The 24,799-nt window shown below is 62.5% G+C and carries 10 protein-coding genes and 16 pseudogenes; 16 read left to right on the top strand and 10 right to left on the bottom strand.

The window, feature by feature from the left end:
• The first annotated feature begins 64 nt into the window (after positions 1 to 64).
• The 4 genes and pseudogenes from QNJ43_RS14995 to QNJ43_RS14980 all read left to right on the top strand — a co-directional run bounded on the left by QNJ43_RS14995 (position 65) and on the right by QNJ43_RS14980 (position 1,804).
• Positions 65 to 562: an ATP-binding protein gene (locus QNJ43_RS14995; protein WP_300471268.1), complete on the top strand. Its 498-nt coding sequence runs from the start codon at positions 65 to 67 to the stop codon at positions 560 to 562.
• Complete coding sequence (locus tag QNJ43_RS14990) at positions 559 to 768, top strand: hypothetical protein (protein ID WP_300471266.1); 210 nt, start codon at positions 559 to 561, stop codon at positions 766 to 768. Before QNJ43_RS14995 ends, QNJ43_RS14990 begins: the two co-directional genes overlap by 4 nt.
• A 57-nt stretch (positions 769 to 825) precedes the next feature.
• Positions 826 to 1,047 carry a hypothetical protein gene (locus tag QNJ43_RS14985; RefSeq protein WP_300471265.1) on the top strand — a complete coding sequence of 74 codons (222 nt, stop codon included), beginning with the start codon at positions 826 to 828 and terminating at the stop codon, positions 1,045 to 1,047.
• Positions 1,048 to 1,104: 57 nt separating this feature from the next.
• Positions 1,105 to 1,804: pseudogene (locus QNJ43_RS14980) on the top strand (fumarylacetoacetate hydrolase family protein).
• A 58-nt stretch (positions 1,805 to 1,862) separates the two neighbouring features.
• On the opposite strand, the gene QNJ43_RS14975 reads toward QNJ43_RS14980, so the two are convergent.
• From QNJ43_RS14975 to QNJ43_RS14955, 5 genes and pseudogenes are all read right to left on the bottom strand, one after another.
• On the bottom strand, positions 1,863 to 2,798 hold the full coding sequence (locus QNJ43_RS14975) for a hypothetical protein (RefSeq protein ID WP_300471261.1): 936 nt from the start codon (positions 2,796 to 2,798) through the stop codon (positions 1,863 to 1,865).
• A 308-nt stretch (positions 2,799 to 3,106) separates the two neighbouring features.
• A pseudogene (locus QNJ43_RS14970) lies at positions 3,107 to 3,888 on the bottom strand (ABC transporter permease).
• 22 nt (positions 3,889 to 3,910) lie between these two features.
• Positions 3,911 to 4,650: pseudogene (locus QNJ43_RS14965) on the bottom strand (ABC transporter ATP-binding protein).
• Between the two features lie 258 nt (positions 4,651 to 4,908).
• Positions 4,909 to 5,934, bottom strand: a pseudogene (locus QNJ43_RS14960) (ABC transporter substrate-binding protein).
• 425 nt (positions 5,935 to 6,359) lie between these two features.
• The gene (locus QNJ43_RS14955) at positions 6,360 to 7,832 is read right to left on the bottom strand and encodes a glycosyltransferase family 39 protein (RefSeq protein WP_300471258.1); all 1,473 of its coding nucleotides are present in this window, start codon (positions 7,830 to 7,832) and stop codon (positions 6,360 to 6,362) included.
• A gap of 358 nt (positions 7,833 to 8,190) precedes the next feature.
• On the opposite strand from QNJ43_RS14955, the gene recQ reads away from it, so the two are divergent.
• Entirely contained in the window at positions 8,191 to 10,065 is a 1,875-nt protein-coding gene (gene recQ / locus QNJ43_RS14950) for a DNA helicase RecQ (RefSeq protein ID WP_346432998.1), read from the top strand.
• A gap of 189 nt (positions 10,066 to 10,254) precedes the next feature.
• Here recQ and QNJ43_RS14945 read toward each other — a convergent pair.
• The 5 genes and pseudogenes from QNJ43_RS14945 to QNJ43_RS14925 all read right to left on the bottom strand — a co-directional run bounded on the left by QNJ43_RS14945 (position 10,255) and on the right by QNJ43_RS14925 (position 14,500).
• A pseudogene (locus QNJ43_RS14945) lies at positions 10,255 to 11,626 on the bottom strand (aminotransferase class III-fold pyridoxal phosphate-dependent enzyme).
• 100 nt (positions 11,627 to 11,726) lie between these two features.
• Positions 11,727 to 13,208 (bottom strand): annotated as a pseudogene (locus QNJ43_RS14940) (NAD-dependent succinate-semialdehyde dehydrogenase).
• Between the two features lie 175 nt (positions 13,209 to 13,383).
• A pseudogene (locus tag QNJ43_RS14935) lies at positions 13,384 to 13,650 on the bottom strand (Txe/YoeB family addiction module toxin).
• Positions 13,647 to 13,889, bottom strand: coding sequence for a type II toxin-antitoxin system prevent-host-death family antitoxin (locus QNJ43_RS14930; protein WP_300471256.1), 243 nt, complete (start codon positions 13,887 to 13,889; stop codon positions 13,647 to 13,649). The pseudogene QNJ43_RS14935 and the gene QNJ43_RS14930 overlap by 4 nt, the downstream one beginning before the upstream one ends.
• Positions 13,890 to 13,985: 96 nt before the next feature.
• Positions 13,986 to 14,500 (bottom strand): annotated as a pseudogene (locus QNJ43_RS14925) (Lrp/AsnC family transcriptional regulator).
• Positions 14,501 to 14,587: 87 nt separating this feature from the next.
• Between QNJ43_RS14925 and QNJ43_RS14920 the strand changes: the two are divergent.
• From QNJ43_RS14920 to QNJ43_RS14870, 11 genes and pseudogenes are all read left to right on the top strand, one after another.
• On the top strand, positions 14,588 to 15,973 hold the full coding sequence (locus QNJ43_RS14920) for a PLP-dependent aminotransferase family protein (protein WP_300471253.1): 1,386 nt from the start codon (positions 14,588 to 14,590) through the stop codon (positions 15,971 to 15,973).
• A gap of 133 nt (positions 15,974 to 16,106) precedes the next feature.
• Positions 16,107 to 16,904 (top strand): annotated as a pseudogene (gene ehuA / locus QNJ43_RS14915) (ectoine/hydroxyectoine ABC transporter ATP-binding protein EhuA).
• A gap of 122 nt (positions 16,905 to 17,026) precedes the next feature.
• A pseudogene (gene ehuB / locus QNJ43_RS14910) lies at positions 17,027 to 17,806 on the top strand (ectoine/hydroxyectoine ABC transporter substrate-binding protein EhuB).
• A 309-nt stretch (positions 17,807 to 18,115) separates the two neighbouring features.
• Positions 18,116 to 18,775 (top strand): annotated as a pseudogene (gene ehuC, locus QNJ43_RS14905) (ectoine/hydroxyectoine ABC transporter permease subunit EhuC).
• Positions 18,776 to 18,778: 3 nt separating this feature from the next.
• A complete protein-coding gene (gene ehuD / locus QNJ43_RS14900; protein WP_300471251.1) occupies positions 18,779 to 19,468 on the top strand; it encodes an ectoine/hydroxyectoine ABC transporter permease subunit EhuD in 690 nt (229 codons plus the stop codon).
• Positions 19,443 to 20,222, top strand: a pseudogene (gene eutA, locus QNJ43_RS14895) (ectoine utilization protein EutA). The gene ehuD and the pseudogene eutA overlap by 26 nt, the downstream one beginning before the upstream one ends.
• Positions 20,219 to 21,232 (top strand): hydroxyectoine utilization dehydratase EutB, encoded by a 1,014-nt coding sequence (gene eutB / locus QNJ43_RS14890; RefSeq protein WP_300471249.1) that lies wholly within the window; start codon positions 20,219 to 20,221, stop codon positions 21,230 to 21,232. The pseudogene eutA and the gene eutB overlap by 4 nt, the downstream one beginning before the upstream one ends.
• Positions 21,180 to 21,982 (top strand): annotated as a pseudogene (locus QNJ43_RS14885) (ornithine cyclodeaminase family protein); the annotation flags it as partial. The gene eutB and the pseudogene QNJ43_RS14885, both read left to right, overlap by 53 nt.
• 77 nt (positions 21,983 to 22,059) lie before the next feature.
• Positions 22,060 to 23,071: pseudogene (locus QNJ43_RS14880) on the top strand (M24 family metallopeptidase); the annotation flags it as partial.
• A 15-nt stretch (positions 23,072 to 23,086) separates the two neighbouring features.
• Positions 23,087 to 24,049 (top strand): annotated as a pseudogene (doeB, locus tag QNJ43_RS14875) (N(2)-acetyl-L-2,4-diaminobutanoate deacetylase DoeB).
• Between the two features lie 135 nt (positions 24,050 to 24,184).
• Positions 24,185 to 24,751 (top strand): annotated as a pseudogene (locus tag QNJ43_RS14870) (UbiX family flavin prenyltransferase).
• Positions 24,752 to 24,799: the final 48 nt, after the last annotated feature.

The following is a 24,799-nucleotide window of genomic DNA, read 5'->3' as shown; positions in this document are numbered from 1 at the left end:
GGCAATGTGGAGTTGTTGAGCGAAGAGCCGGAAATGGATGTGAGCGAACGCGCGACGCTGCTCGGTGCGATCCAGCGCGCAGGCGAACGCGGGGCGCGGTTGGACGCGGCAGCTCCTAGCGTTCTCGCGCATGCAGCCTCTGGAGCCCGCCGCCCTCCATCTCGACCGCGACCTGAAGGAATTCGTCTCCATGCTGCGCCCGACCATCGGCGATGCGGTGACGCTGGAAGCGGAGCCGGACCTGTGGCCGTGCATGGCCGATCGAGGTTTTTTGGAACTGGCGCTGCTCAATCTCACGCTGAATGCACGCGATGCGATGCCGGAGGGCGGCGACGTGCTGATTTCGCTGTCGAATGCGGACCTGAGAGAGGGCACGCAGGCGCGGCAACTGGGGCTGACGCCCGGCGCGTATGTCATGGTCTCGGTCTCCGATACGGGGCAGGGCATTCCGCTTGAGTTGCAGCAGAGCGTGTTCGAGCCCTTTTTCACGATCAAGGATGTGGGACGGGGCTGGGACTGTCGATGGTCTACGGCTTCATCTCCCAGTTGGGCGGGTAGGTGACGCTGGACAACACGGTGGGGGCGGGCACCACGATCCGGCTCTATCTGCCGATGGCGGAGGGCGATGCGGAGGTTCCGGCGAAGATCGAGCTGCCGGTCAAAGTGGGCATGTGCGGTCAGCGCGAACGCATTCTCCTGGTGGTGGACAATGCGGATTTGCGCGAACTTACCGCGATGATGCTGGAGCGGCTCGGTTATCAGGTTTAGCTCGCCTTTGATGGGCCGAGCGCGCTGGCTTCTCTGGAACAGGCGCCTCCCGATATCGTGCTGACCGACATGCGCTTGTCAAACGGCATGCTCGGCCCCGACGTGGTGCGTGCCGCGCGGGCGATCGAACCCGTGATCCGGGCGATCTACATGACCGGCTATGCCGATCCCCATGAGGTGGGGAGCGATGGTCTTGCCAGTGACAGCCCGCTAATCAAGAAGCCGTTTCGTTCGGACGATTTCGCCCTTATGCTGGAGCGCGTGCGCAGCGGCGCATGAACAGTGCGCCCGCCGCGATCCCCTTCTTGCCCTTCAATTTTCCGGATGATTCAAGACATGACCACGAACGAGGCCGGTTTCGTCATTACCCCGCCGGCTCGGCCGGTTCTGCCGGTCGTCGGCATGGATGAGATGTTCCCCGTGCAGCGGATCTACTGTATCGGGCGCAACTACGCCGCCCACGCGATCGAGATGGGTCATGACTCCGATCGCGAGCCACCCTTCTTCTTCCAGAAGAACCCGGACAACATCGAGACCTCCGGCCGCTTCGTCTATCCCGTGAAATCGGCCGACGTGCATCACGAGATCGAGATGGTGGTGGCGCTGAAGGCGGGCGGGTCCAACATTCCCGTCAAGGCGGCGCTCGATCATGTCTTCGGCTACGGCGTCGGGCTCGATATGACGCGCCGCGATCTTCAGGCGGAGGCCAAGAAGCTCGGCCGCCCGTGGGAGATCGCCAAGGCGTTCGAGGGTTCCGCGCCGATGGGCCGCTGGTTCCCGCCTCCCGGACCGGTCATCCGGATGCGGGCCGGGTGGAACTGAAGGTCAACGGTGCGGTGCGCCAGCAGGGCGACCTCAACCAGCTGATCTGGAAGGTGCCGGAGATGATCGCCTATCTGTCGGATTATTTCGAACTGGCACTGGGCGATCTCATCATGTTGGGCACGCCCTCCATCACTTCGCCGCAATTGAGCGCGGCGACGTGATGGAGGGCAGCATCGAGGGCGTCGGAGAGATCCGGGTCGAGGTGATTTAAAAATCCTCGTGCCGACAGCCCCCGCAGGATTTGGAGGGCTGTCCAGATGCCGTGCGCCTCAGGCTGTTGCCTTTGATTCCGGAGGTTTCTTGCCTGCTCCCCGGATATTGACGAACTTCTGGAGCGTGTCGAACCAGAACGGCGCGCCGAGTGCGACCGCGAACCCGGTGAAGAGCCAGCCGATAATGGCGGAAAGCCAGGACTGCCATGTGGGAGCCGTGCAAAGAACGGAATTTTTCCAGCCGATCGGCAATGGCGCAATCTCCTCGTAGAGTTCGTTTACCTCTGTGTAGACGCATTTGGTGTATTCGGAACCCTCTTTGTCTTTGCAAAGTTTCTGCATCGGAGAGCCCGCGTAATCCTCGGCCGATGCCACGATCTGCTGCCTGAGTGCGGTGTTCTTCTGCAATTCGCTGGTAATACGCAGGGTGTCGATATTCAGGAAAAAGGCAAGGGCGAGGCCGATCACCAGTGCAATCGTCTTTTGATGGCGGGTGTATTCGCCGCTGAGGCGCGCCATGGCCGTGTCGTACCAGGCCGCAAGTCTGGTTTCGAAAGTCGTCACGGACTCCTGGGCGTCCGAAAGCATGGCCAGCAGAATGTCGCGGAGCCGGCTTTCTTCCAGTTTTTCGACGGCCCCTTTCAGATCGTCGAAGGTGATGGCGGATGTCAGCTTGGAGGCGTCTTCCAGCTTGACGACCGCCATGGTGAGCGCCTTGGCGAAATTTTGCCCTTCGATGTAGGAGGGGTGGTTCTTTGCGTTCTCTGCGATGTTCTGATCTGCGGATGTCCGCTTGGCAGAGACAATGAACCCGTTTTCGTAGAACAGCTTTCTCAGATTGTCGTCATCGATAAGCATGCTGATCGATTTCAGCAGCATTGCGGAACGGTGTTTGAGCCAAACCGCAACGAATTCGGTTATCGATGTGACGATGAAACTTACGATCAGGTAGATGAAGATGAGAGAAATCGCGATTTCAATATAGGGGCCCATGAGTTCTCTTCTGCCAAGGCTTCGGGAAATTGTATTCTAATATTATTTTCTATCCCGAGTTTTGATGCCCGATTTAAATTGGAGTTATATAAGTTTATTGGTCAAATTCACGGCTGTTCTTGAGGACATAATTGACTGTGCTTGAGGCGGACTCAAGCGAAAATGCGCCGTATCGGATGCGGAAAAGCAGGGACGCGACGTCCATCCTTGGATGAGTACCGGCAGGGCGCCTCTCGGAGGATGGACGTCGGTCGTTTTCGGTCTCACGTCCTCCAGCGAAGGAAGTATTTCTCCGCCAGGCCGATGGCTCAGGCGATGATCAGGCCCATCACCGAGAGGATGGAGACGCGATTAGCTGGTCGGTGGCCATCAAGCTGCCGGCCATCAGGATGTAGGCGCCCACGCCGTATTCAGCGCCGATCATTTCGGCCGCGACAAGCAGCACGATGGCGATCGAGATGGAAATCCGAAAGCCCGACAGGATCGCGGGCATGGCGCCGGGGATGACGATCTTCCGGACGATCGAGGTTCATGACAGCCCGAAGGACTGGCCCATGCGGATCAGCGTGCGGTCGATATTGTCGACGCCGGAATAGGTGGAGATCACGGTCGGGAAGAAGGTGCCGAACAGGATGGTGGCGACCTTGGAGCCCTCGTCGATGCCGACCCAGATGACGAAGAGCGGCAGAAGCGCGATCTTCGGCACGGGGAACAGCGCGGAGACGAGCGGTTGCAGGCCGGAGCGCGCGACCGAGGAAAGATCGATCGCCAGCCCGGCAACGATGCCGAGCGCGGTGTCCGCCGTCCAGCCGACGATGAGACGGCCCAGCGAGGTGCTGAGATGCTTCCACAGCAGGCCGGAATGGACCAGATCCATGAAGGTGGCCCAGGCTTCGGAGGGAGCGGGCAAGACGAACGGGCTGATCCAACCCATGCGGCACCCGATCTCCCAGATGGCGATCAGCACGAAGAAGACCAGCGGGCCGGCGGCATGTATGGTCTTGTAGACGAAGCCGCCGCCACGGAATGGCACGGGCCGAACGGCGGAGTTCGTGTCTGCGGATGAGGTTTTGTCGCTCGTCTCGGACATGGCCGCTCCGCTCATGGTGGTGTCAGACATCGGCAAGCTCCCGGTCGGCGGCGCTGGCTTGCTCGCGCATGAGGTCCCACAGGTGTTTTTGTTTGTGTTCAAGCTCGTGGACCCGGTCCTTGCGCTCTTCGAGCTGCATGTCGACCTCGACGATATCGCGAATGCGCCCCGGTCGGCGAGAGAGCACGACGATACGGTGGCCGAGACGCACGGCTTCGGCAAGGTTGTGGGTGACGTAGACGGCGGTAAACGGCTCGCGGGTCCACAGATCGACCAGATCGTCCATCAGCAGGTCGCGCGTCTGGCTGTCGAGCGCCGACAGCGGCTCGTCCATCAGCATGACGGCGGGGCGAACGGAGAAGAGCGCCCTGGCGATCGCCACGCGCTGCTTCATGCCGCCGGAAAGCTGGCGGGGCAGCGTCTTGGCGAAATCGAAAAGATTGGTGCGTCGGCCTTGGGCAGCTTGTGATCCTCAAGCGCCAGGCTGATATTGCCCTCCACCGAGCGCCACGGCAGCAGCGTGAAATCCTGGAACACATAGGTCAGCGGATTGAGCGAGGCGGCCGGTGGCTCGCCGATCTGAAGGATCTCGCCGGATGTGGGGCGCCCAAGCCCGCCGATAAATCGCAGCAACGTGGACTTGCCGCAGCCCGAGGGGCCGATCAGGCAGACGATCTCGCCTTTCTTCACGGTGAGCGAGATGTCGTCCAGAACATGCGTGTGGCCGTAGTGGTGGCTGATTTGGTCGAGTTTCAGGTCCATCGACCGGATCTCCTGCGACGCGCCGTGCCTGTCGACCTGTCTTGGCTTGCGCCGAATTCCCGGGCGGGGCCGGGAATTGGATAAGGTGGCGTCGATTGAAAGATGCACTGGGAAAACGCCTGAAACGGGGCCTCATCCGATTTGGGAGATGAAGTCCCGGAGACAGGCAAGAGCGCCTGTCGCGTTGGGAATGGGCGTTTTCCGATTGAAACCGAAAGCGATGCCCGCCCGTTCAAGGCAGGCGCCGGGTCGTGTGCCTCAGTAGGTTTCCACGAAGCTCGTGTCGACCAGCTTGTCGAGCGTCAGGTCCGCGGGCGCCAGATGTTCGGCCTTGAACCAGGCGAGCTGGTCCTTGACGTTCTTCATGTCGAGCTTGGCGTTCAGGTTGAGTCGCATGGCACCGTTGATGATCGACTTGGAGGCCTTTTCAAAGGGGCGGTCCACGTAAACGTACTTGTGGATCAGCTTGGCCATCTCGATCTGGCCTTCCTTGCCCTCGGTCTTGTCGACGAACGCGGCGTTGAAGTCGGCGGCTCCTTCGGAGAAGACGGCGAGGAAGCGCTTGATAAGCTCAGGATTTTCCTTGATCATCTTCGTGGAGGTGAAGACCGTGGTCACCTGATAGTCGGGGGCGTAATCCGCGACCATGCCGACCTTCTTGGCGGCACCGGCTTCGATAAGCGCCTTGGCAATGTGCGGCTAGATGGCCCAAGAATCGATCTGGCCCGACTTCAGCGCGTCGACGATCGCGCCCACCTTCTGCAGCGGCTTCACCTTCATGTCCTCCAGGGTGAAGCCTTCCGTCTGGGCGATCTTGGCGGCCATGTAGTGGAAGGAAGAGCCCGTCTGGGTGATGCCGAAGGTGCGTCCCTTGAGCTTGGAGGGATCGGTGACGTCTTCGTCATAGGCCTTGTTGGAGGTGAGGATGATCAGGCCGTCGATGCCCTTTTCCTCGTGCAGCACGCCACCGATGACCTTGATGACGCCCTTGTCGGCCAGCCCCATCAGACCGCCGGAGATCGCGGTGACGCCGAAATCGACATCGCCGGATGCGATCGCCACGGCCATGGGTTGGACTGCCTGGAAGAATTTGAACTCCACGTCGAGGCCGTGCTTCTTGAAGTAGCCGCGCTCATAGGCCACGTAGCTGGCGGCGTGGGAAGTCAGGCGGATCGTGCCGAGAGTTACCTTTTCGGCGGCGACGGCCGAGGCCGAAGACAGAGCCGCGAGCGCCAGTCCGGCGGCTGCGGCGCGCATCAGGGTCTTGCGGATACTGAATATCATGCTGGCACTTCCTTCCTGTGGAGCATCGTCAATTATTGCGCAAGCGGTTGACGCTTATCCGGATCGCGCATGCGGGCAGGAAATCTATTCTAATCAGTCCACACTCACGCGCGCGGCCGGAGGCGGCCGCAGCGCTGATGCTTTCGGCTATAGCCTGTGCAAGTGGAGTGGGTAAACCTGAATCTTCACCAAAAGCGCGGTTGCGAGGCCTGTGCGCGAAGGTGACGTATGGGTATTACGTTAGGGCAATAAGTAAAGAGAAAGGGAAAACGATGGCTTGTCTTCCCTTCTTCTGCTCTTGCCGCTGTCATTGTCCGGCCTTGTCCAGGCAATTCAGCACCGTCGTTGCGCGGTGAGGGCGATCGATCCCCCGGACTTTACCGAGGGATGACGGTCGAGAGGTGTGGAAATGAGCCCGCCGGGGCTCACGGGCGCGGTGGGTAGATCTCGTAATGCAGCATCAGCGGCTTTGCGCCCGACCACGGGATCTCGACATCGCCGATGGAACTGGCCGTCATGCCGGGCTGCGGCGGGGCGAGCTTGTCGGCGAAGCTGACGATCAGCAGGCCGTCGCGCTTGAGATCGGCGCGGGTGACCCACGGCGAATAGGCGAGATCGCGGTCGACGACTATGGCCGGGTGATCGATGCTGCCTGCGGAGACGAGACCGGCAAGCCAGGTGCTGCCGCCGACATAGCGCAACGGGTGCCCCGTCGCCGCGCGCCAGGCGGCCGTGACGGATCCGGCGATGGCGGGCATGGGCGCGCCGTCGCGCGGCGGTTTCTTGACGAGCTGAAAGGCCACGGGCACCTGGGCTGCGAAGGCGACGGGCAGCACCACCAGAAGGACCGCAGCCCCGGCCAGAAGACGGCGTGCCGCCGTATCGGTGAGGCGGCGCGACAGCAGCGCGACGGCGAAAAGTCCCGAGGTGGTGAACATCGGCGCGCCCCACATGTCCTTGAGCCCGGCGCCGATGAGGGCAGCCCCTGCGGCGGTGGCAAGGACCGGAGCGAGCGTCATGATCGCCAGAAAACGGACGGCTTGAGAGGGGGCGGACAGCTGCTCGCTTTCAGGCGCGCGCGCGAGCCAGGGCAGAAACGCGAAAAGAAGCGGCACCAGCATGGGCGCATGATCGCCCAGTTGCGCCAGCAGGAAGCCTGCCGGGCGCCACGGACTGTCGGCGGCTGCCGCGCTGCGGGCCTCGGCATAGGTGATGGGCATGAAGTCGGTCCGCACCAGCCAGACGAGATGCGGTGCGGCGACGAGAAGGGCGAGCACGGCTCCCGCCCAAGGGCCGATTGTCAGAAGGGCCCGTCGCAGGCGCGGTTCGACGAGGATCCAGACGCCCAGCACCGCATAGAGCAAGACGACGGAATATTTCGCGTAGATACCGATGCATGCGGCCAGTCCGAGCCCCAGCCACGGGCCGATCTTGCGGGGATCTTCGCGGATGACGGCGAAAAGCCAGAAGCAGGCGGCCCAGATGGGCATCTGCACCACATTGTGATTGAGTTCCGGGGTCGGCCAGGAAAAGTAATAGACGCCGGTCGAAAGCGCGGTGCCGAGAAGCGCGTTGCGCGCGCCCAGAAGCCGTTTGCCCAGCAGAAAGACGAACACGAACGTCAGCGCAACAAGTAGCTGGCTGGCGACCATCGGCCCGAGAATCGGTTCGCCGGTGATCATGCGTGCGGTTTGCGCGATCCAGGCGGGCAAGGGCGGATGCTTGTAGTAGCCGAGCTGCCAGTGCTCGCCCCAGGCCAGCATCTCCACGATGTCGAGCGGCGGGGCCGTGCTGGTGGCCGCGGGCAGCACGCTCCAGAAGGCGACCTGCATCAGGCAGATGACGAAGAGCCCCTTTCCCGGGCTTTCGAGAAAGCGCTGGCCTAGTCTGGAAAACACGGGGCGTCGATCTCCGTTGGATGTGAACTGAAGCGGTCGGGAAGACTGCATGTTGTCCATCCTTCGAGACGCCGTCTTGCGACGGCTCCTCAGGATGACGTTGTGTATATTGATGATTTCTTGCGAAATAACAACACGATAACGTCATCCTGAGGAGGTCGCAAAGCGACCATCTCGAAAGATGGGCGACACGCCTCGCGGTGCGATTACAATGCGATGCGTCCCGCGCCGAGTGACCCGCGTTATCGGGCCTTGCGGTCGAGAAAGCAAGCGGGTGAGCGATTGCGTGCGAGCGGCGAACGCGCTACCCGGAGGGCCACGGCAGATTTGATTTGCGATGCGTGAGGGATCCAGACGCGTGGACGGGAACGGTGAGGTGCAGCAGGACGGTGCGGCAATCGCAATGGGGGCTCCGGAGCGCTTTCGCGGGCCGCTCGACGTGTTGCACGACGTATTCGGCTATCAGGCATTCCGGCCCGGCCAGCGCGAGATCATCGGCCTTTTGACCGGAGGCACGAGCGCGCTTGCCGTCATGCCGACGGGGGCGGGCAAGTCGTTGTGTTATCAGATCCCTGCCATCCTCTCGGAGCGGCGCACCGTGGTGGTTTCGCCGTTGGTCGCGCTGATCGACGATCAGGCCGCAGCCCTGCGGGCCAACGGGGTGAATGTCGCTGCCATCCATTCCGGTCGCGCGCGTGAGGCCAATGTGGAGGAGTGGCGCGATTTCGCGGCCGGGCGGTCGAAACTTCTCTATCTCTCGCCGGAACGGTTGATGACCCCGCGCATGCTCGCTGCAATGAAGAGAATCGATCCGGGCCTCTTCGTGATCGATGAGGCGCATTGCATTTCGAAATGGGGTCCGAGCTTCCGGCCCGAATACGAACAGCTCGCCGAACTCGGCCAGCATTTTCCGAATGCCACCATCGCGGCCTTTACCGCCACCGCCGACAGCGCCACGCGCGCCGATATCGCCGACAAGCTCTTTCACGGCAACGGGCGGACCATCGTGCACGGGTTCGACCGTCCGAACCTGCAACTGGCCGTGCAGCCGAAGACGAACTGGCGGCGGCAGCTGATGGAATTCCTGGGCGGCAAGGAGGGGCAGTCGGGTATCGTCTACTGCCTGTCGCGGCGGTTGACGGAAGAAGTGGCCGATTACTTGTGCGAACAGGGGATCAAGGTGATCGCCTACCATGCCGGTCAACCCGCCGATCAGCGCCGCGAGGGCCAGGACCGGTTCATGAGCGAGGATGGGGTGGTGATGGTCGCCACCATCGCCTTCGGCATGGGCATCGACAAGCCGGATATCCGCTTCGTCTGCCATCTCAATCTGCCGGGCTCTATGGAGGCCTACTACCAGGAGATCGGGCGTGCGGGCCGCGACGGGGCGCCTGCGGAGACGCTGATGCTCTACGGGCTCGACGATATCCGCATGCAGCGCCAGTTCATCGAGAATGACGGCGAGAACGACGAGCACAAGCTGCGCGAGCACAAGCGGCTCGACGCGCTGCTTGCCTATTGCGAGGCCTCGGGGTGCCGGCGCCAAGCCCTGCTCGCCTATTTCGACGATGCCAGTGAGCCTTGCGGCAATTGCGACAATTGTCTGCATCCGCCCAAGGTGGTGGACGGCACGGGCGAGGCGCGCGCGCTTTTCGAGGCCATCGCCAGCACGGGGCAGTTTTTCGGGGCCTCTCACATCATCGATATTCTGCGCGGGGCGGAGACGCAGAAGATCGCGGAGCGCGGGCACGACAAGCTCGACGTCTTCGGCATCGGCAAGGCGCGGCCCAAGGATTTCTGGCAGGGCTTCATCCGTCAGGCGGTGGCGGGAGGGCATCTCGTCATCAACATCCAGCGCTACGGCTGTCTGGAACTGACGCCGAGCGCCGATGCGATGATGGTGGGGCAGGAGACGTTCTCGATCCGCGAGGAAGCGTTGATGCCGTGCGCAAAATCGAAGCGCGAGGAAAAGCGCGCCGCGCGCGTTCAGGCGGCGGCGAACGAATTGTCCGAACGCGATCAGAGCCTGCTGAAAGAGTTGAAGGCGCTCCGGCTAGACCTTGCCCGCGAGCGCGGCGTTCCGGCCTATGTGGTGTTCCCAGATGCGACCCTGATCGAACTGGCCAGGGTGCGGCCGACATCGGAGGCGCAGATGGGAGAGGTCAACGGCGTCGGCCCGAAGAAGCTCGCCGAATACGCGGAGCCGTTCCTGAAGGTGATTGCGGCGGCTTGAGTGGGGCTGCAAGCGGCGGAATTGGGTGGTTTGCGATCTGCGATTTGTGGCCCATCCTTCGAGACGCCCGCTCCTCCGTCATCCCCCGGCTTCGTCCGGGGGATCCATTGTGTGGTCCGGGCATGGTGCGAGCGGCAATGGATTGCCCGGACTTCGCCGGGTAATGACGATGGAAGTGACTGACGGGTCTCAGCCCAGCACTTCCGCAACAGCTTCCGCCGTCTTGGCAACGACGATGTCGGCTTCTTCCTTGGAGAGGCAGAGCGGCGGGGCGAAGCCCAGGATGTCGCCCTGGGGTATGCCGCGGTCGAGCACGTCGCGTGCGGTTAGAGCTGCGGCCACGCGGGGGCCGACCTTCTCGGCCGCATCGAAGAACACCACGTCGTCCTTGTCCTTGACGAACTCGACCGCCGCCAGCATGCCGTGGCCGTGGATGTTGCCGACATGTGTATGATCGCCGAGCGCCCTGGTGAGTTCCGCACGAAGATAGGTGCCGACCGTACCCACATTCTCCACGAGGCCGAGCTCGTCGATGATCTGCAGGTTGGCAACACCGGCGGCCGCACAGATCGGGTGGGCGGAGTAGGTCCAGCCGTGGCCGATCCGGCCCATGGCGTCGGAGCCCTGCACCAGCACGTTCCATATCTTCTCCGAGACCACGGAGCCCGACAGCGGCGCTTAGGTCGAGGTCAGGCTCTTGGCGATGGTGATGAGGTCGGGCTTCATGCCGTAGTGGTCAGAGTCGGACATGGTGCCGAGACGCCCTAAGCCGGTGACGACCTCGTCGGCGACCAGCAGGATGTCGTACTTCGCCAGGACAGCCTGGATCTTTTCCCAGTAGGTCGCGGGCGGGGGCACGATGCCGCCGGTACCGAGCACCGATTCGCCGATGAAGGCGGCAACCGTATCCGGGGCTTCCGCCAGGATCAGTTCCTCAAGCTTTTCCGCGCAGTGGGTGGCGAACTGCTCTTCCGACATGGAACAGTATTCGCGGCGGAAATAGTAGGGGGCTTCCGTGTGAAGGATCGGCGCGCGCGGCAGGTCGAAGGCCTGATGGAAGGCGGCGAGGCCGGTCAGCGAGCTGGTCATCACGCCGGAGCCGTGGTAGCCGTGCTGGCGGGAGATGATCTTCTTCTCCGGACGGCCTAACACGTTGTTGTAGTACCAGATCAGCTTGATGTTGGTTTCGTTGGCATCCGAACCGGACATGCCATAGTAGACGCGGCTCATGCCTTCCGACGCGCGGTCGATGATCATCTTCGATAGCGTGATGTTGGCTTCCGTGCCGTGGCCGACATAGGCGTGACAGTAGGCAAGGTTCCTGGCCTGCTCGGCGATGGCTTCCGCGATCTTCTGACGGCCGTAGCCGACATTCACGTAGTAAAAACCGGCAAAGGCATCGAGGCTTCTTCTTGCCCATGGAGTCGGTGATGTAGACGCCCTCGGCATCGGTGATGACGCGGGGCGGGGTCTCGCCGCGCGCATGCTGGCCCATGTGAGTGGAGGGGTGGAAGAAGTGATCGCGATCCCACGCGGTCAGTTCATTGGAACGGTCGAGCATCGGATGTCCTCTCGGGTTGGTGTCTGTTGACGGGTGATTGTGTCTTATTGCTCCCTCTCCCAATGGGAGAGGTGAGTAGGCGAGCCGTTTGTCTGCGAACTCACGCGGCGTCGCTGCACACGTATTTGAGCTCGGTGAAGGCCTCCAGGCCGTGCCGCGAACCCTCGCGGCTGAGGCCGGATTGCTTGACGCCGCCGAAGGGAACCGGCGCGCCGGTGATCTTCACCCGGTTGATGGCGACCATGCCGTAATCGAGCGCGCGGGCCAGACGGCGCTGACGGGCGCCGTTTTCGGTCACGACATAGGCGACGAGCCCGTATTCGGTGTCGTTGACCCGGGCGATCACCTCCTCTTCGCTCGCAAACGGCGTCACGGCGACGACGGGGCCGAAGATCTCCTCGTGCATGATGGCGGCATCCTTCGGCACATCGGCGAGAAGTGTCGGCGTCACGAAAAGGGGATCGGCAGGGTGGAGATCGCCGCCGCAAAGGATTTTCGCGTCTTTGGCCGCGGCATCGGCGATGTGATCTTGCGCCTTCTTCACCGCGCGCTCGTGCATCAGCGGGCCGATTTCGGCTCCTTCGTCCAGACCGTTGCCGACCTTGAGCCCGGCCACGGCTTGTCTCAGTCGGGCGCAGAAGCGCTGGTAGATCGGGGTCGGCACGAAGATGCGGTTGGCGGCAAGGCAATCCTGACCGGAGGTGGCAAACTTGGCGTCAAGCGTGGTCTTCACCGCACACTCGATATCCGCATCTTCGAAGACGATCAGCGGGGCGTGGCCGCCCAGTTCCATCACCAGCCGCTTCATGGTGGGCGCACACTGAGCGGCGATCAGGCGGCCGATCTCGGTGGAGCCGGTAAACGACAGGGCGCGCACGCGGGGCTCGGCGCAGAAGCGTCCGACGATTTCCGATGCGCTGCCGGTCAGTATGTTGAGGACACCCGCCGGGAGGCCTGCGCGTTCGCCCAGTTCCGCCAGCGCCAGCGCGGATAGCGGCGTCTCCGACGAGGGGTGAGCGACCACGGTGCATCCGGCGGCAAGGGCTGCTGCGGCCTTGCGGGTCAGCATGGCGCAGGGAAAATTCCAAGGCGTGACAAGGCCGACAACGCCGAGCGGCATGCGCTCCACCGACATATGCGCGCCGGGCAAGTGGCTGGTGGCGCCTTTGGCGTTCAAGCGCTTGGCCTCTTCGGCGAACCACTCGACGAAATCGGCGGCATAGTCGATCTCACCGTGCGCCTCCGCGATGGGTTTTCCCTGTTCGAGCGTCATCAGGAGAGCAAGATCCTCTTTGTTGACAAGGATCAGGTCGTATCAGATGCGAAGGATGCGGGCGCGCTCCTGCGGCAGGAGGGCGGCCCAGGCGGGGAAGGCCGTGGCGGCCGCTTCTATCGCCGCATCCGTTCCCTTGGCGGACAGGGCGGTGACCCAGGCAAGCGGGGCGCCGGTTGCGGGATCGGTGACCTCGAAGCCACGCCCGGTCTCACCTAAGGTTCAGGCGCCGTTCACATAGGCAAGCTCGCGCAAGAGACGGCGGTCGAGAGCGTCGTGGCGGTCGCGGCGGGCATGAAGCGCGGTCATGGGTCTCTCCTCCCAGATAAGAGGGCCAGAGGGCGGCCAGAGGCGGCGCCGGGGCCTGTTGCGGAAGGAGTTTGGCCGCGAAGGAGAAGAGAGAGAGGCTGTTCGGGACGCTACGTGGAGAGAAGTGGACTATTTTAGTGCGCCGGAAGGAGAGAAAATCTCTGCAACGAGCGGTTCAGTAGTGAAAGCGCAATTGCGCTATTTCGAGGCTTTGGTCGTTTCCGGAACCCTTGACGCGGTACACCATGCGATCATCGCGCGAGATGCGGCGGGATCACCATACTGCGAGGTCTCCGCGAAGCGGTTCGGGTTTGCCCGTGCCCCTGAAGGGCGTTCGGGTGCATTGCTCGATCAGCTCATTGATCTTATTGCGGATTTTTTCGTTGTTTGCGGCCCAATACAAATAACCCTCCCAAGCCTGACTGGAGAACACCAGCTTCACTTGATCAGCTCGTGTTCCCGGCCGCCGTCTGCATCGAGTTCGGTGATGGCGGCGCGCAAGCGAGAGGCATTGTTGGGAGTGGAGAGTAGGTGGAGCGTCTCGCTTATGGCGTTCCATTCGTCGAGCGAGACGACAACGACCGCCTCGCCCTGCTTGCGCGTGACGATGACCTCTTGCCTGTCGTTGATGGCTTGGTCCATCACCTGCTTGAGGTGGGCTCTGGCATCCGAGTAGCTCATGACGTCCATAGGGGGATCCATTTTTCTGTCCCATAATATGTACAATATTTTGTACTTATCAAGGTCAGAATGCGAAGGGCCTCCTTTCCCTCGCCCTCACCCGTTATCGGGCAGCAACTCCGCCACGGGCATTGCGATCTCGTCTTTCACCGTCTTCGTCACGATGTAGGTGAGAAGTAGCGATCGATGCCGATTTCGCGTTCCAGTAGATCATCGACGAGGCGCTGATACGCGTCGATGTTGCGGGTTGTAACCTTCAGCATGTAGTCGATGCCGCCACCGACCGACCAGCAGGAGACGATATCCGGCACGTCGCGGATCACCCGCTCGAACCGGTCGAAATCGGTCTGGCGGTGATTGGCGAGCGTCACCTTCATCAGCACCACGGCGAAGGGCGCGACGGACTTCAGGTTCAGCCTTGCGTGATAGCCGGAGATGATGCCCGGCTTCTCCAGCCGGGAAAGCCGCGTCCAGGCGGGCGTGGGCTACAGCCCCACCTTTTCGGCGAACTTCAGTTTGGTGATGCGGTCGTCGCGCTGGATTTCGCTCAGGATCCGGAGATTGATCGCGTCCAGTTTGGCGGTATCCGGCTTTCGGACAGAGCTTGCCATGGGCGGGTCCGTAGAAGTGTGTTGAGGACCAGATGAAAATGCCAGAAAATGATTGTCAATTGACCCGATTTTCCTCTCTTATATGTCATGACATTCTGGCGCCCCGACCCAACCCGTCTCCGACGCCCCGCCTATCTCTCGCTCGCTGATCAGATTGCGCGAGCGATTCGTGAGGGCGTGCTAGTCAACGGCACGCGCTTGCCGCCGCAGCGCAAGATGGCGATCGATCTCAACCTTTCCGTCCAGACCGTGTCCCGCGCCTATGAGGAATTGGGCCGGCGCGGGCTGGTGACCGGCGAAATCGGTCGCGGCAGCTTCGTGCAGACGCTGCGGTGTGAGATGAGGCCTCCCTATCTGCCGGACCGGCTGGGCGAGGTGATCGATCTCTCCATTCTGAAGCCCGTGTGCGAGACCATGCACGTGGACAAGCTGAAGGAGGCGCTACATTGGCTCAGCGACAATCTGCCGGCGCGCTCTGCCCTGTCGTTTCGGCCGAACGTGGTGTTTTCCGCGCATGTGGCGGCCGGGGTGGAATGGCTGAGGGCCTGCGGGCTTGATTGCTCGACCCAGAACGTGACGCTGACGAACGGCGCCACCGGGGCCCTGACGGTCGCGCTGATGAGCGTGGCGCCTCCGGGCTCGCTGGTTGCCTGCGAGGCGGTGACCCATCACACGCTGGGGCCGCTGGCCTGTTATCACGGCTTCACGCTGACAAGCCTTGCCATGGACGAGGAAGGTCTGGTGCCCGAGGCGTTGGAGGAAGCCTGTCGTCAGAGCGGCGTGCGTGCGGTGTTTCTTCAGCCGACCGTCGTCAATCCGGTCGCGGCACTGATGGGCAAGGGGCGGCGGGAGGCGATCGTCGAGGTCGCGCGCCGCTATGATAGCGCGATCGTCGAAAGCGACGTGCTGGGGCCGCTGGTCACGCACCAGCCGCCGCCGATCGCGGCGTTGGCGCCGGAGCGCACGCTCTATATCACTACCTTCACCAAGGTGACCGTGCCGGGCCTCCGGATCGGCTATCTGGTGGCGCCTGACCGCTATGTGGCGGCGACCTCCAACCGGCATCTGGTGACGAACTGGATGGCGACGCCCATGGTGGCGGAAATCGCGACGCGGTGGATTTTCGACGGAACGGCGATGGAACTGGTGCGCTGGCAACGCGCGGCGCTGGCCAAGCGGCATGCGATCGCGGTGGAGATGTTGCCGGGTGCGGCCTATGTCAGCCATCCGCAGGCATTGCATCTGTGGTTACCGCTGACGGACGGGCGCACCGAGGAGAGCTTCGTTGCCCAGGCGCGGCTGATGGGCGTGGCGATTGCGCCGGGCTCCGCCTTCCATGCCACCCGTGAGTCGCGGTCTCCCGCCGTGCGGATTTCCATCGGATCGACCACCGAGGACGAATTGCGCACCGGTCTGGACGTGGTTGCCAAGCTTCTGCGCAGCGATCAGGAAGTCGTTTTGCCCGTAATCTGAATGGATTACCTTGAATCTCAGCATTTGACGATAGATTGATATGATATCATTTTATTGATTGAAATGATTTGAAAGTCATTTCATCGTTCAGGGGAGCTACTGACGCGTACCGTATTTCTTGCGAAAAGCTCCGATGAACGTGCCCACCCAAGAGCCCATCATCGAGATCGACGCCATCTCCAAGAGCTTCGGGGACTTTCAGGTCCTGAAGGGGTTGTCGATGAAGGTCATGCCCGGCGAGAAGCTGGCGCTGATCGACCCGTCCGGATCGGGAAAGACGACGATCCTGCGGATTTTGATGACGCTTGAGGGTATCGACGACGGGCATATCCGCATCGACGGCGAAGAGCTTTATCATATGCCGAAGAACGGCACCCTGGTGCCGGCCAGCGAGGCGCATCTGCACCGCATGCGCCAGAAGATCGGCATGGTGTTCCAGCTCTTCAACCTGTTCCCGCACAAGTCGGTCATCGACAACATCACCATGGCGCCGATGTTGACCAAGGGCGTTTCCCGCGCGGATGCGGAAAAGCGCGCCATGGAGCTTCTGGACATGGTGGGCATGGCCGACAAGGCGAAGGCCATGCCGGCCCAGCTTTCGGGCGGCCAGAAGCAGCGCATCGCGATCGCCCGCGCGCTCGCGCTTTCGCCCAAGATCATGCTGTTCGACGAGGTGACCTCCGCGCTCGATCCCGAGCTTGTGTAGGAGGTGCTGAGCGTCATGCGCAAGCTCGGCGAGGAGATCGACACGACGATGCTGTTGGTCACGCATGAAATGGGTTTTGCCCACGATTTTGCGGACCGGGTGCTGTTCTTCGACGGCGGCTGGATCGTGGAAGAGGGGGCGTCGTCGGAAATCTTCACGAACCCCAAGGAGGAGCGCACGCAGGCGTTCCTCAGCAAGATCATCGCCGCGGGGATGCGCGTGTGAGCGCCTGACGCTCACGGGCCCCGTGTCAAGAAACATAAATAAAAACAATAACACCGCATCACGAGAGGAGTAACGAGATGAAAACCATCGGATGGATTGCCGCGATCGGTGTCGCCGCTGTCATGCTAGCCCAGCCCGTGCTTGCCGCGGATCTGGATCAGTTGAAGGAGCAGGACTTTGCCCGCGTCGCTATCGCCAACGAGCCGCCCTACACGGCGGTCGGGGCTGATGGCAAGGTTTCGGGCGCCGCACCCGATATCGCACGCGAAGTTTTCAAGCGCCTCGGCGTGCCGGAGATCGTGGCGTCGGTGTCCGAATACGGCGCGATGATCTCAGGCCTGGAGGCCCGCCGCTTCGATGCGGTCACCGCCGGTCTGTTCATGAAGCCGTAGCGTTGCGCGGCGGTAGCCTATTCGGAGCCGATCCTGTGCGATGCGGAAGCCTTTCTGGTGAAAAAGGGCAATCCGATGGGCTTCAAGAGCTTCAAGGACATTGCCGACAACGCGGACGCCAAGATCGGTGCGCCGGGCGGCGGCACGGAGGAGAAACTGGAAGCCTGTGTGCCGCGCAATCGCGTCATCGTCGTGCCGGACGGACAGTCTGGCCTGAAGATACTACAGGACGGACGTATCGACGTCTATTCGCTGCCGGTTCTCTCGCTCAACGATCTGGAGAAGAAGTCGGGCGACGACAGCATCGAGGTGATGGCCCTGGTTCAGGGGGCACCGGTCTATTGCGACGGCACGGCCTTCCGCAAGCAGGATACCACCCTGTGCGACGCCTATGACAAGGTGCTGACGGAGATGAAGGCATCGGGCGAATTCGCCGAGATCATCGAGCCTTACGGCTTCTCCGCGGTGGCCGCGAAGTCGACCTCGCGCGAAAAGCTCTGCAAGGGCTGAGGACAAGGGCAGGGCGACGAGCACGTCGCTCTGCCGCCCTCGCGTCGCTGGAACGGCGCGGGGTGGACTGGTGTGCATGGAAGTCGGGTGCCTGGAGCCGATCCTTCGAGACGACCCTGTCGGGCCTCCTCAGGATGACGTCATCGTGTTGGTGATTTCGACGATACGAGCCACACGCACAGCGTCTCCCTGAGGAGGTCGCGTGAGCGGTCGTCTCGAAGGATGGGCTGCAGACACCTCTCGCTCTCCATACGCATCACCTCGGTTCTCTGCGCCTCTCTTCCAACTGCCAAGTGCAAGTGAAACGCCATGATCGATTAGTCCGGATATTTCAGTCTGATCCTGAAAGGTGCGCTGGTCACCGTGGAGCTGACGGTGATAGGCTGCGCGCTGGCTCTTGTCATGACCTTCATCGCGGGGCTCGGGCGGCTGTCGCGCTATTTCGTTCTCAGGGTGCTGGCCACCGCCTATATCGAATTCTTCCGCGGAACCTCGATTTTCGTTCAGCTCTTCTGGGCCTATTTCGTGTTGCCGCTGTTCGGCTTCGAACTGACGCCGCTGCAAGCCGGCGTGCTGGCGCTGGGGCTCAATGTGGGGGCCTACGGGGCGGAAGTGGTGCGCGGGGCGGTGCAATCGATCGGCCGCTCGCAATACGAGGCCTGCGTGGCGCTCAACCTCACCAGATACCAACGCATGCGTCACGTGATCCTGCCGCAGGCCTTCCTCATCATGCTGCCGACATTCTGCAACAACGCCATCGAATTCCTGAAGGCCACGGCGATCGTGTCGCTGATCTCGCTGTCCAACATGACGTTCCAGGCGCAGGTGGTGCGTGCGCAGACCGGGTCGACGCTGGTGCCGTTCGCCACCATTCTCCTTCTCTATTTCCTGATGGCTCTGGCTATCTCCCGGTTCGGGCGTTCGCTCGAAAGGCGACTGTCGCGCGGCCTCGACGGTGTGAGGGTCTAGACGATGGAATGGGACTGGGACTTCGTCTGGAAGATCATGCCGACCCTCATCGGGGGCGTGAAGATCACCATCATTGCCACGCTGCTGGGCTCAGTTCTCTCCACCGTGGTGGGGCTCGCGGTCGCGCTCCTGCGACGCTCGGCGGTGCCGGACGTGTCGCGCGGCGTGGGATTTGTCGCGGAGTTCATTCGCGGCACGCCGCTTCTGGTGCAGCTCTATTTAATCTTCTACGTGCTGCCCGATTTCGGCATCCTGCCGCCGCCGCTCCTGGCGGGCGTCATCGGGCTTGGGCTGAACTACGGCACCTACTACACGGCGGAGGTCTATCGCGCCGGTATCGACAACGTGCCGCGCGGCCAGTGGGAGGCAGCCAAGGCGTGCAATCTGACGGGTCGGCAGACCTGTACGCACGTGATCCTGCCGCAGGCGATCCCGCCGATGATCCCGGCGCTCGCCAACTATTTCATCGCTATGTTCAAGGAGACGCCGCTTCTTTCGGTGATCACCGTTCTGGGACTTATGAACCAGGCCAAGAGTGTGGTCAATTCCTACTACCGTTACATCGAGCCGATGACCCTCGTCGGCGTTTTCTTCCTGACGATCAGCCTGCTGTCGGTCTTCGGACTGCGCTGGCTGGAACGGCGTTACGGGCGCATCGAGAGCGGCCGTGTTCGGCGGATTGTCGCTCGATGACCGCGCGATCGAGAAACGGGTCGGGCTTATCGTGCTGGCAAGCGATCACACCAGCGAAGCGAACTATGCCCGCATGGTTGCGAGCCGGCGCATCGGCGTCTTCACCAGCCGGGTGCCTTACGCCAATCCGGTCACGGCGGAAAATCTCAAGGCGATGCAGTCGGATCTGACGGAAGGCGACGGGTCTGATCCTGCTGGAAGAGGCGCTCGACGTGGTGTGCTACTCGTGCACTTCGGCTTCCGCGGTGATCGGCGATCAGGCCGTGATTGATGCCATTCGGGCCGTCAAGCCGGATGTTCCGGTTGTCACGCCGCCGCTGGCGGCCTCCGCCGGGCTGAAGGCGCTGGGCGCGCGGCGCATTGCCATGCTCACGCTCTACACGGTGGAGACGAGCTGCCCCGTGACCGACTATTTCAAGGGCGCTGGGTTCGACGTGGTGCGGCTGACCTGCCTCGGTTTCGACGATGATCGCGTGATGGCGCGGATCCCGACAAGAGTGCTGATTGCGACCGCGCGCGAAGCGATGACGGAGGAGGCGGACGCGCTGTTCGTTTCCTGCACCGCATTGCGCGCACCGCATCGGTGCTGGCGGAGATGGAAAAGGCGCTCGGCAAGCCGGTCGTCGCCTCCAACCAGGCAACCGCCTGGATGTGCCTCAGGCTTCTGGGCGAGACGGCGCCCAAACCCGAATACGGACGGTTGATGACGTTGCAGCTTGGGAGCGACAGCGTGGTTCGTACGGGTGCCGCATGACGATCGACTGCCTTCCGCTGCCTGAAATTCTTGAGGCGCGCCGGCGCATTGCCGGACTGGTGGAGCGCACTCCTTGCGGTTCCTCCGCGCATTTGAGCGAGCGGGCAGGCGTGCCGGTTCATCTCAAGATGGAGCATCGCCAGACGACCGGCAGTTTCAAGCTGCGCGGGGCCTCCAATGCCATCGTCTGTCTTTCTCCCGAAAAGCGCGCAAACGGCGTTGTGACGGCATCGACCGGCAATCATGATCGGGTTGTTGCCTATGCGGCGGCGCGTGAGGGAATTCCGGCGACCGTGTGCATGTCAGATCTGGTGCCGCAAAACAAGGTCGACGAGATCCGTCGGCTGGGGGCGGAGATCCGCATCGTCGGCAAGAGCCAGGACGATGCGCAGGAGGAGGTCGACCGACTGGTCGCCGAGAAGGGCATGGCGATGGTGTCGCCCTTCGATGCGCGCGAGGTGATCGCGGGCCAAGGCACGCTCGGCTTTGAGATCATGGAAGACGTGCCGGAGGCCGCATGCGTGGTCGTGCCGCTTTCCGGCGGCGGGCTCATTGCGGGCGTGGCCAGTGCGGTGAAGGTCGTGAACCCGAAGGCGCGTATTGTCGGCATTTCCATGGAGCGCGGCCCCGCCATGAAGGCAAGCCTCGATGCCGGACACCCGGTGCAGGTGGAGGAGGAGCCCTCGCTTGCGGATTCTCTTGGCGGCGGTATCGGGCTCGACAATCGTTTCACCTTCTCCATCTGCCGGGCGTTGGTCGACGAGGTGATCCTCCTCACCGAAGAGGAGATCGCCTCCGGGATCCGCCATGCCTACGCCAGCGAGCGCGAGGTTCTGGAAGGGGCCGGTGCAGTCGGGATCGCGGCCTTCTTGAGCGGCAAGCTGACGCTTTCCAGTCCGGGCGTGCTGGTTCTGTCCGGCCGCAACATCGACATGGATGCGCATCGCGAGATCGTCTGTGCCGAACCTCGACAGTTTCGCGATCAAGATCAGTCAAGGCTTCTTCGATAATCCGAAGCTGGGTCTTGCGAGCGTCAACGGGCTGATGGTGCTGTTTTCCTCGCGAACGGGGTTCGTCGAGGCGCTTTTCCTCGACAATGGATACCTGACCGACGTGCGCACGGCGGCCGCCGGAGCGGTGGCTGCGAAATATCTGGCGCGTGAGGATGCGTGTGTCGCGACCGTTTACGGGGCTGGCGTTCAGGCGGGATTGCAGCTTGAGGTCTTGATGCTGGTGCGTTCCATCGCGCAGGCGCGGATCTGGGCGCTCGATCCGGCAAAAGCGCTGCTCAAGGCGGAAGAGCTGAGCGATTGGCTTGGCATTCCCGTTACCGCAGTGGAAGACACGCACGAGGCTTCTGCCGGGGCGGACATTCTCATCACCACGACGCCGGCGGAGACGCCTGTTCTGATGTCCGACTGGCTGGAGGCGGGCTAGCACGTCACCGCCATGGGGTCGGACGCGGAGCACAAGAATGAGCTGGATCCGGCCGCAATTGCGCGTGCCGACATCTATGTCGCCGACAGCTTTGCTCAGACGCGGCGGCTCGGCGAATTGCATCATGCATCGAGGTCGGATTGATCGGTCCCGATGGGACGTTCCCGGAGCTTGGCGACATTGTTGCCGGTTCAAGCCCCGGGCGGGAGACGGCGATCACAATCGCGGATCTGACCGGCACCGGCGTTCAGGATACGGCCATTGCAACTCTCACCAGACAGCGGGCGACCGCTGCCGGGGCGGGAACAGTTTTTGACACGTGACGCTCGCGGCCGTTGGGCCGCGCTTACCGAGGATCAGCCCATGACGGGTCCCAACTTGAAATTTTTCCGCGCGGAGTATGCCGAGCGACGGCGAGCCGCTCTGGTTCGGCCGCGGGCAGGATGCCAACGGCGCCAAGCGCACGACCTGGCTGTCCCACCGCAATATCGTCGGCTACGCGGACCACTACGTGCAGTCCACGGAGCGGCACCCGATGGACCGGCTGGCGGAGGTGCTGAAGGCGTGCTGTCTCGACAAGGGCGTGATCGGCGTGGAACTGGACAATTACTGGTTCACCGCCGCCTATCTGGCGCTTCAGAGCCAGTTGCCCAATGCGCGCCTTGCTGATGGCACGGCTCTGGTCAACTGGCTCCGGGCGGTGAAGAGCGAGACGGAAATCGAGTACATGCGCCGCGCGGATCGTTGAGCGGGTTCACGAGCGCATTCTGGAAAAGGCGGAGTCGGGGGCGCGCAAGTGCGATCTGGCCGCTGAAATCTACGACGTGACCCTGCGCGGTGCGGAGCATGAGGAAGGGGCCTTCGGCGGCGACTATCCGGCCATCATGCCGCTGATGCCGTTGGGCGCGGATGCGTCTGCCCCGCATCTGACTTGGGACGACAAGCCGATGAAGGAGGGCGAGGGCACCTTCTTCGAGGTGGCGGGGTGCTACAACCGTTACCATTGCCCGCTCTCGCGCACGGTCTTTCTCGGCAATCCGGGGCAGGCCTTTCTCGATGCGGAAAAGGCGACGCTCGAGGGCATGGACGCCGGGCTTGAGGCGGCGAAACCCGGCAACACCTGCGAGGACATCGCCAACGTCTTCTTTGCGGTTCTGGCAAAGTACGGCATCGTCAAGGATAACCGCATCGGCTATCCGATCGAGCTTTCCTATCCTCCCGACTGGGGCGAGCGGACCATGAGCCTGCGCACCGGCGATAAGACGGAACTGCAGCCGGGCATGACCTTCCATTTCATGACCGGGCTGTGGCTGGAGAACATGGGACTGGAGATCACCGAATCCATTCTCATTACTGAGACAGGCGTGGAGTGCCTCGCCGACGTGCGTCGCAAGCTTTTCGTGAAGGACTGAGCCTTGTCGGTCATACTGGAGGCCGCGCCGCTGCGGCCCTCGCTCATTTCTCCCACCGTCGATTTCGAAAAGGACGGGGTGCAGCACGGGCTGTTGCGTCTGCCCTACAGCCGCGACGATTCCGCCTGGGGGGCTGTGATGATCCCCATCTGCGTGATCCGCAGCGGCGAGGGGCCGGTGGCGCTTCTGTCAGGCGGCAATCACGGCGACGAAGAAGGCCCGCTGGCGCTTTACGATCTCGCCAACAAGCTGAAGCTGGAGGAAATTTCCGGCACGGTGATCATCGTGCCGGCGATGAACTTCCCCACCATTTCAGAATGGCTCGCGTACCTCGCCGGTCGATCACGGCAACATGAACCGTACCTTCCCCGGCAAGCCCGACGGTACGGTGACGCAGAAACTCGCCGACTACTTCCAGCGTCACCTGCTGCTGATGGCCGATATCGTGCTCGATTTCCATTCCGGCGGGCGCACGCTCGACTTCCTGCCGTTTTGCGCCGCGCACGTGCTGGACGACAAGGATCTGGACGCGCGCGCCTTTGCAGCGGTGCAAGCGTTCTCCGTCTCCTATTCGGTGCGCATGCTGGAGATCGATGCTGTCGGCATGTACGACACGGCGGCGGCGGGACGGCGCGTGCCTCCACCGTGCGGATTGTGCGGGCTGGCGTGGTGAATGTGCTGAAACATGCGGGCATTCTGGCGGGTGAGTCCGTTCTCACGTCGACGCACTGGCTCGACATGCCCTCGGTCGACTGCTTCTCGTTCGCCGAGGACGGCGGGCTTTACGAGACGATGGTGGATCTCGGCGAGCGGGTGGAGAAGGGCGACGTGATCGCGCGGGTCCATCCTTACAACCGCATGGGCCGGGCACCGCAGGAACTGCGCGCCAAGCTCTCCGGGGTTTTGTCGGCTCGGCATTTCCCGGGGCTAATCAAACCGGGAGATTGCGCGGCCATGGTGGCCGTTCTGACGGATTGAGAGAGGCATAAGGCGCCGCGTGATCCCCTCTTCCCCACGGGAGAGGGGACTTGTCCGTTAAAAGCTGCCGTCTACCTTCATGCGTGAATCGTCCTACAGAATGGCGCAAATCGGAACCGATAGCGGATATTCGGCGTGGACACAAAACGGCTCATCATCGCGATCACCGGCGCATCGGGTGCGATCTACGGTATTCGCGCGCTGGAACTCGTCCGGGACGTGGAGGGCGTGGAAAGCCACGTGATTCTGTCGCCTGGCCGTGTCCACGCTCGCGGCGGAGACCGAGTACACGCTGGAAGACGTCACGGCGCTGGCCGATGTCGTCCACGATTTCCGAAATGTCGGGGCGTCGATTGCGTCGAGGTCTTTCCGTACGCTCGGTATGCTGGTGGCGCCGTGCTCGATCAAGATGCTGTCAGGCATCGCCAATTCCTATTGCGACAACTTGACGGTGCAGGCCGTCGACGTGTGCTTGAAGGAACGGCGCCGTGTCGTGCTGATGGTGCGCGAGACGCCGCTTCATGCCGGCCATCTGGACCTGATGGAACGTGCGACCCGCTCCAGCGCGGTGATCATGCCGCCGGTGCCGGCGTTCTATACCAAGCCGGAAACGCTCGACGATGTGGTGACGATTCCGTTGGCCGCGCGCTCGATCTTTTTGATATCGAGACGGCGGGTGTCAGGCGGTGGCAGGGGAAATAGGCGGCAGCGCCGTCTAGGCCCCGATCCCTCCGTGGGGGGGGCGGCGGG

The sequence above is a fragment of the Breoghania sp. genome (genome assembly GCF_030066895.1).
Lineage (GTDB): Bacteria > Pseudomonadota > Alphaproteobacteria > Rhizobiales > Stappiaceae > Breoghania.
Note: the sequence above shows the minus strand (reverse complement) of the source record. Positions and strands in the feature narration are given on the sequence as shown.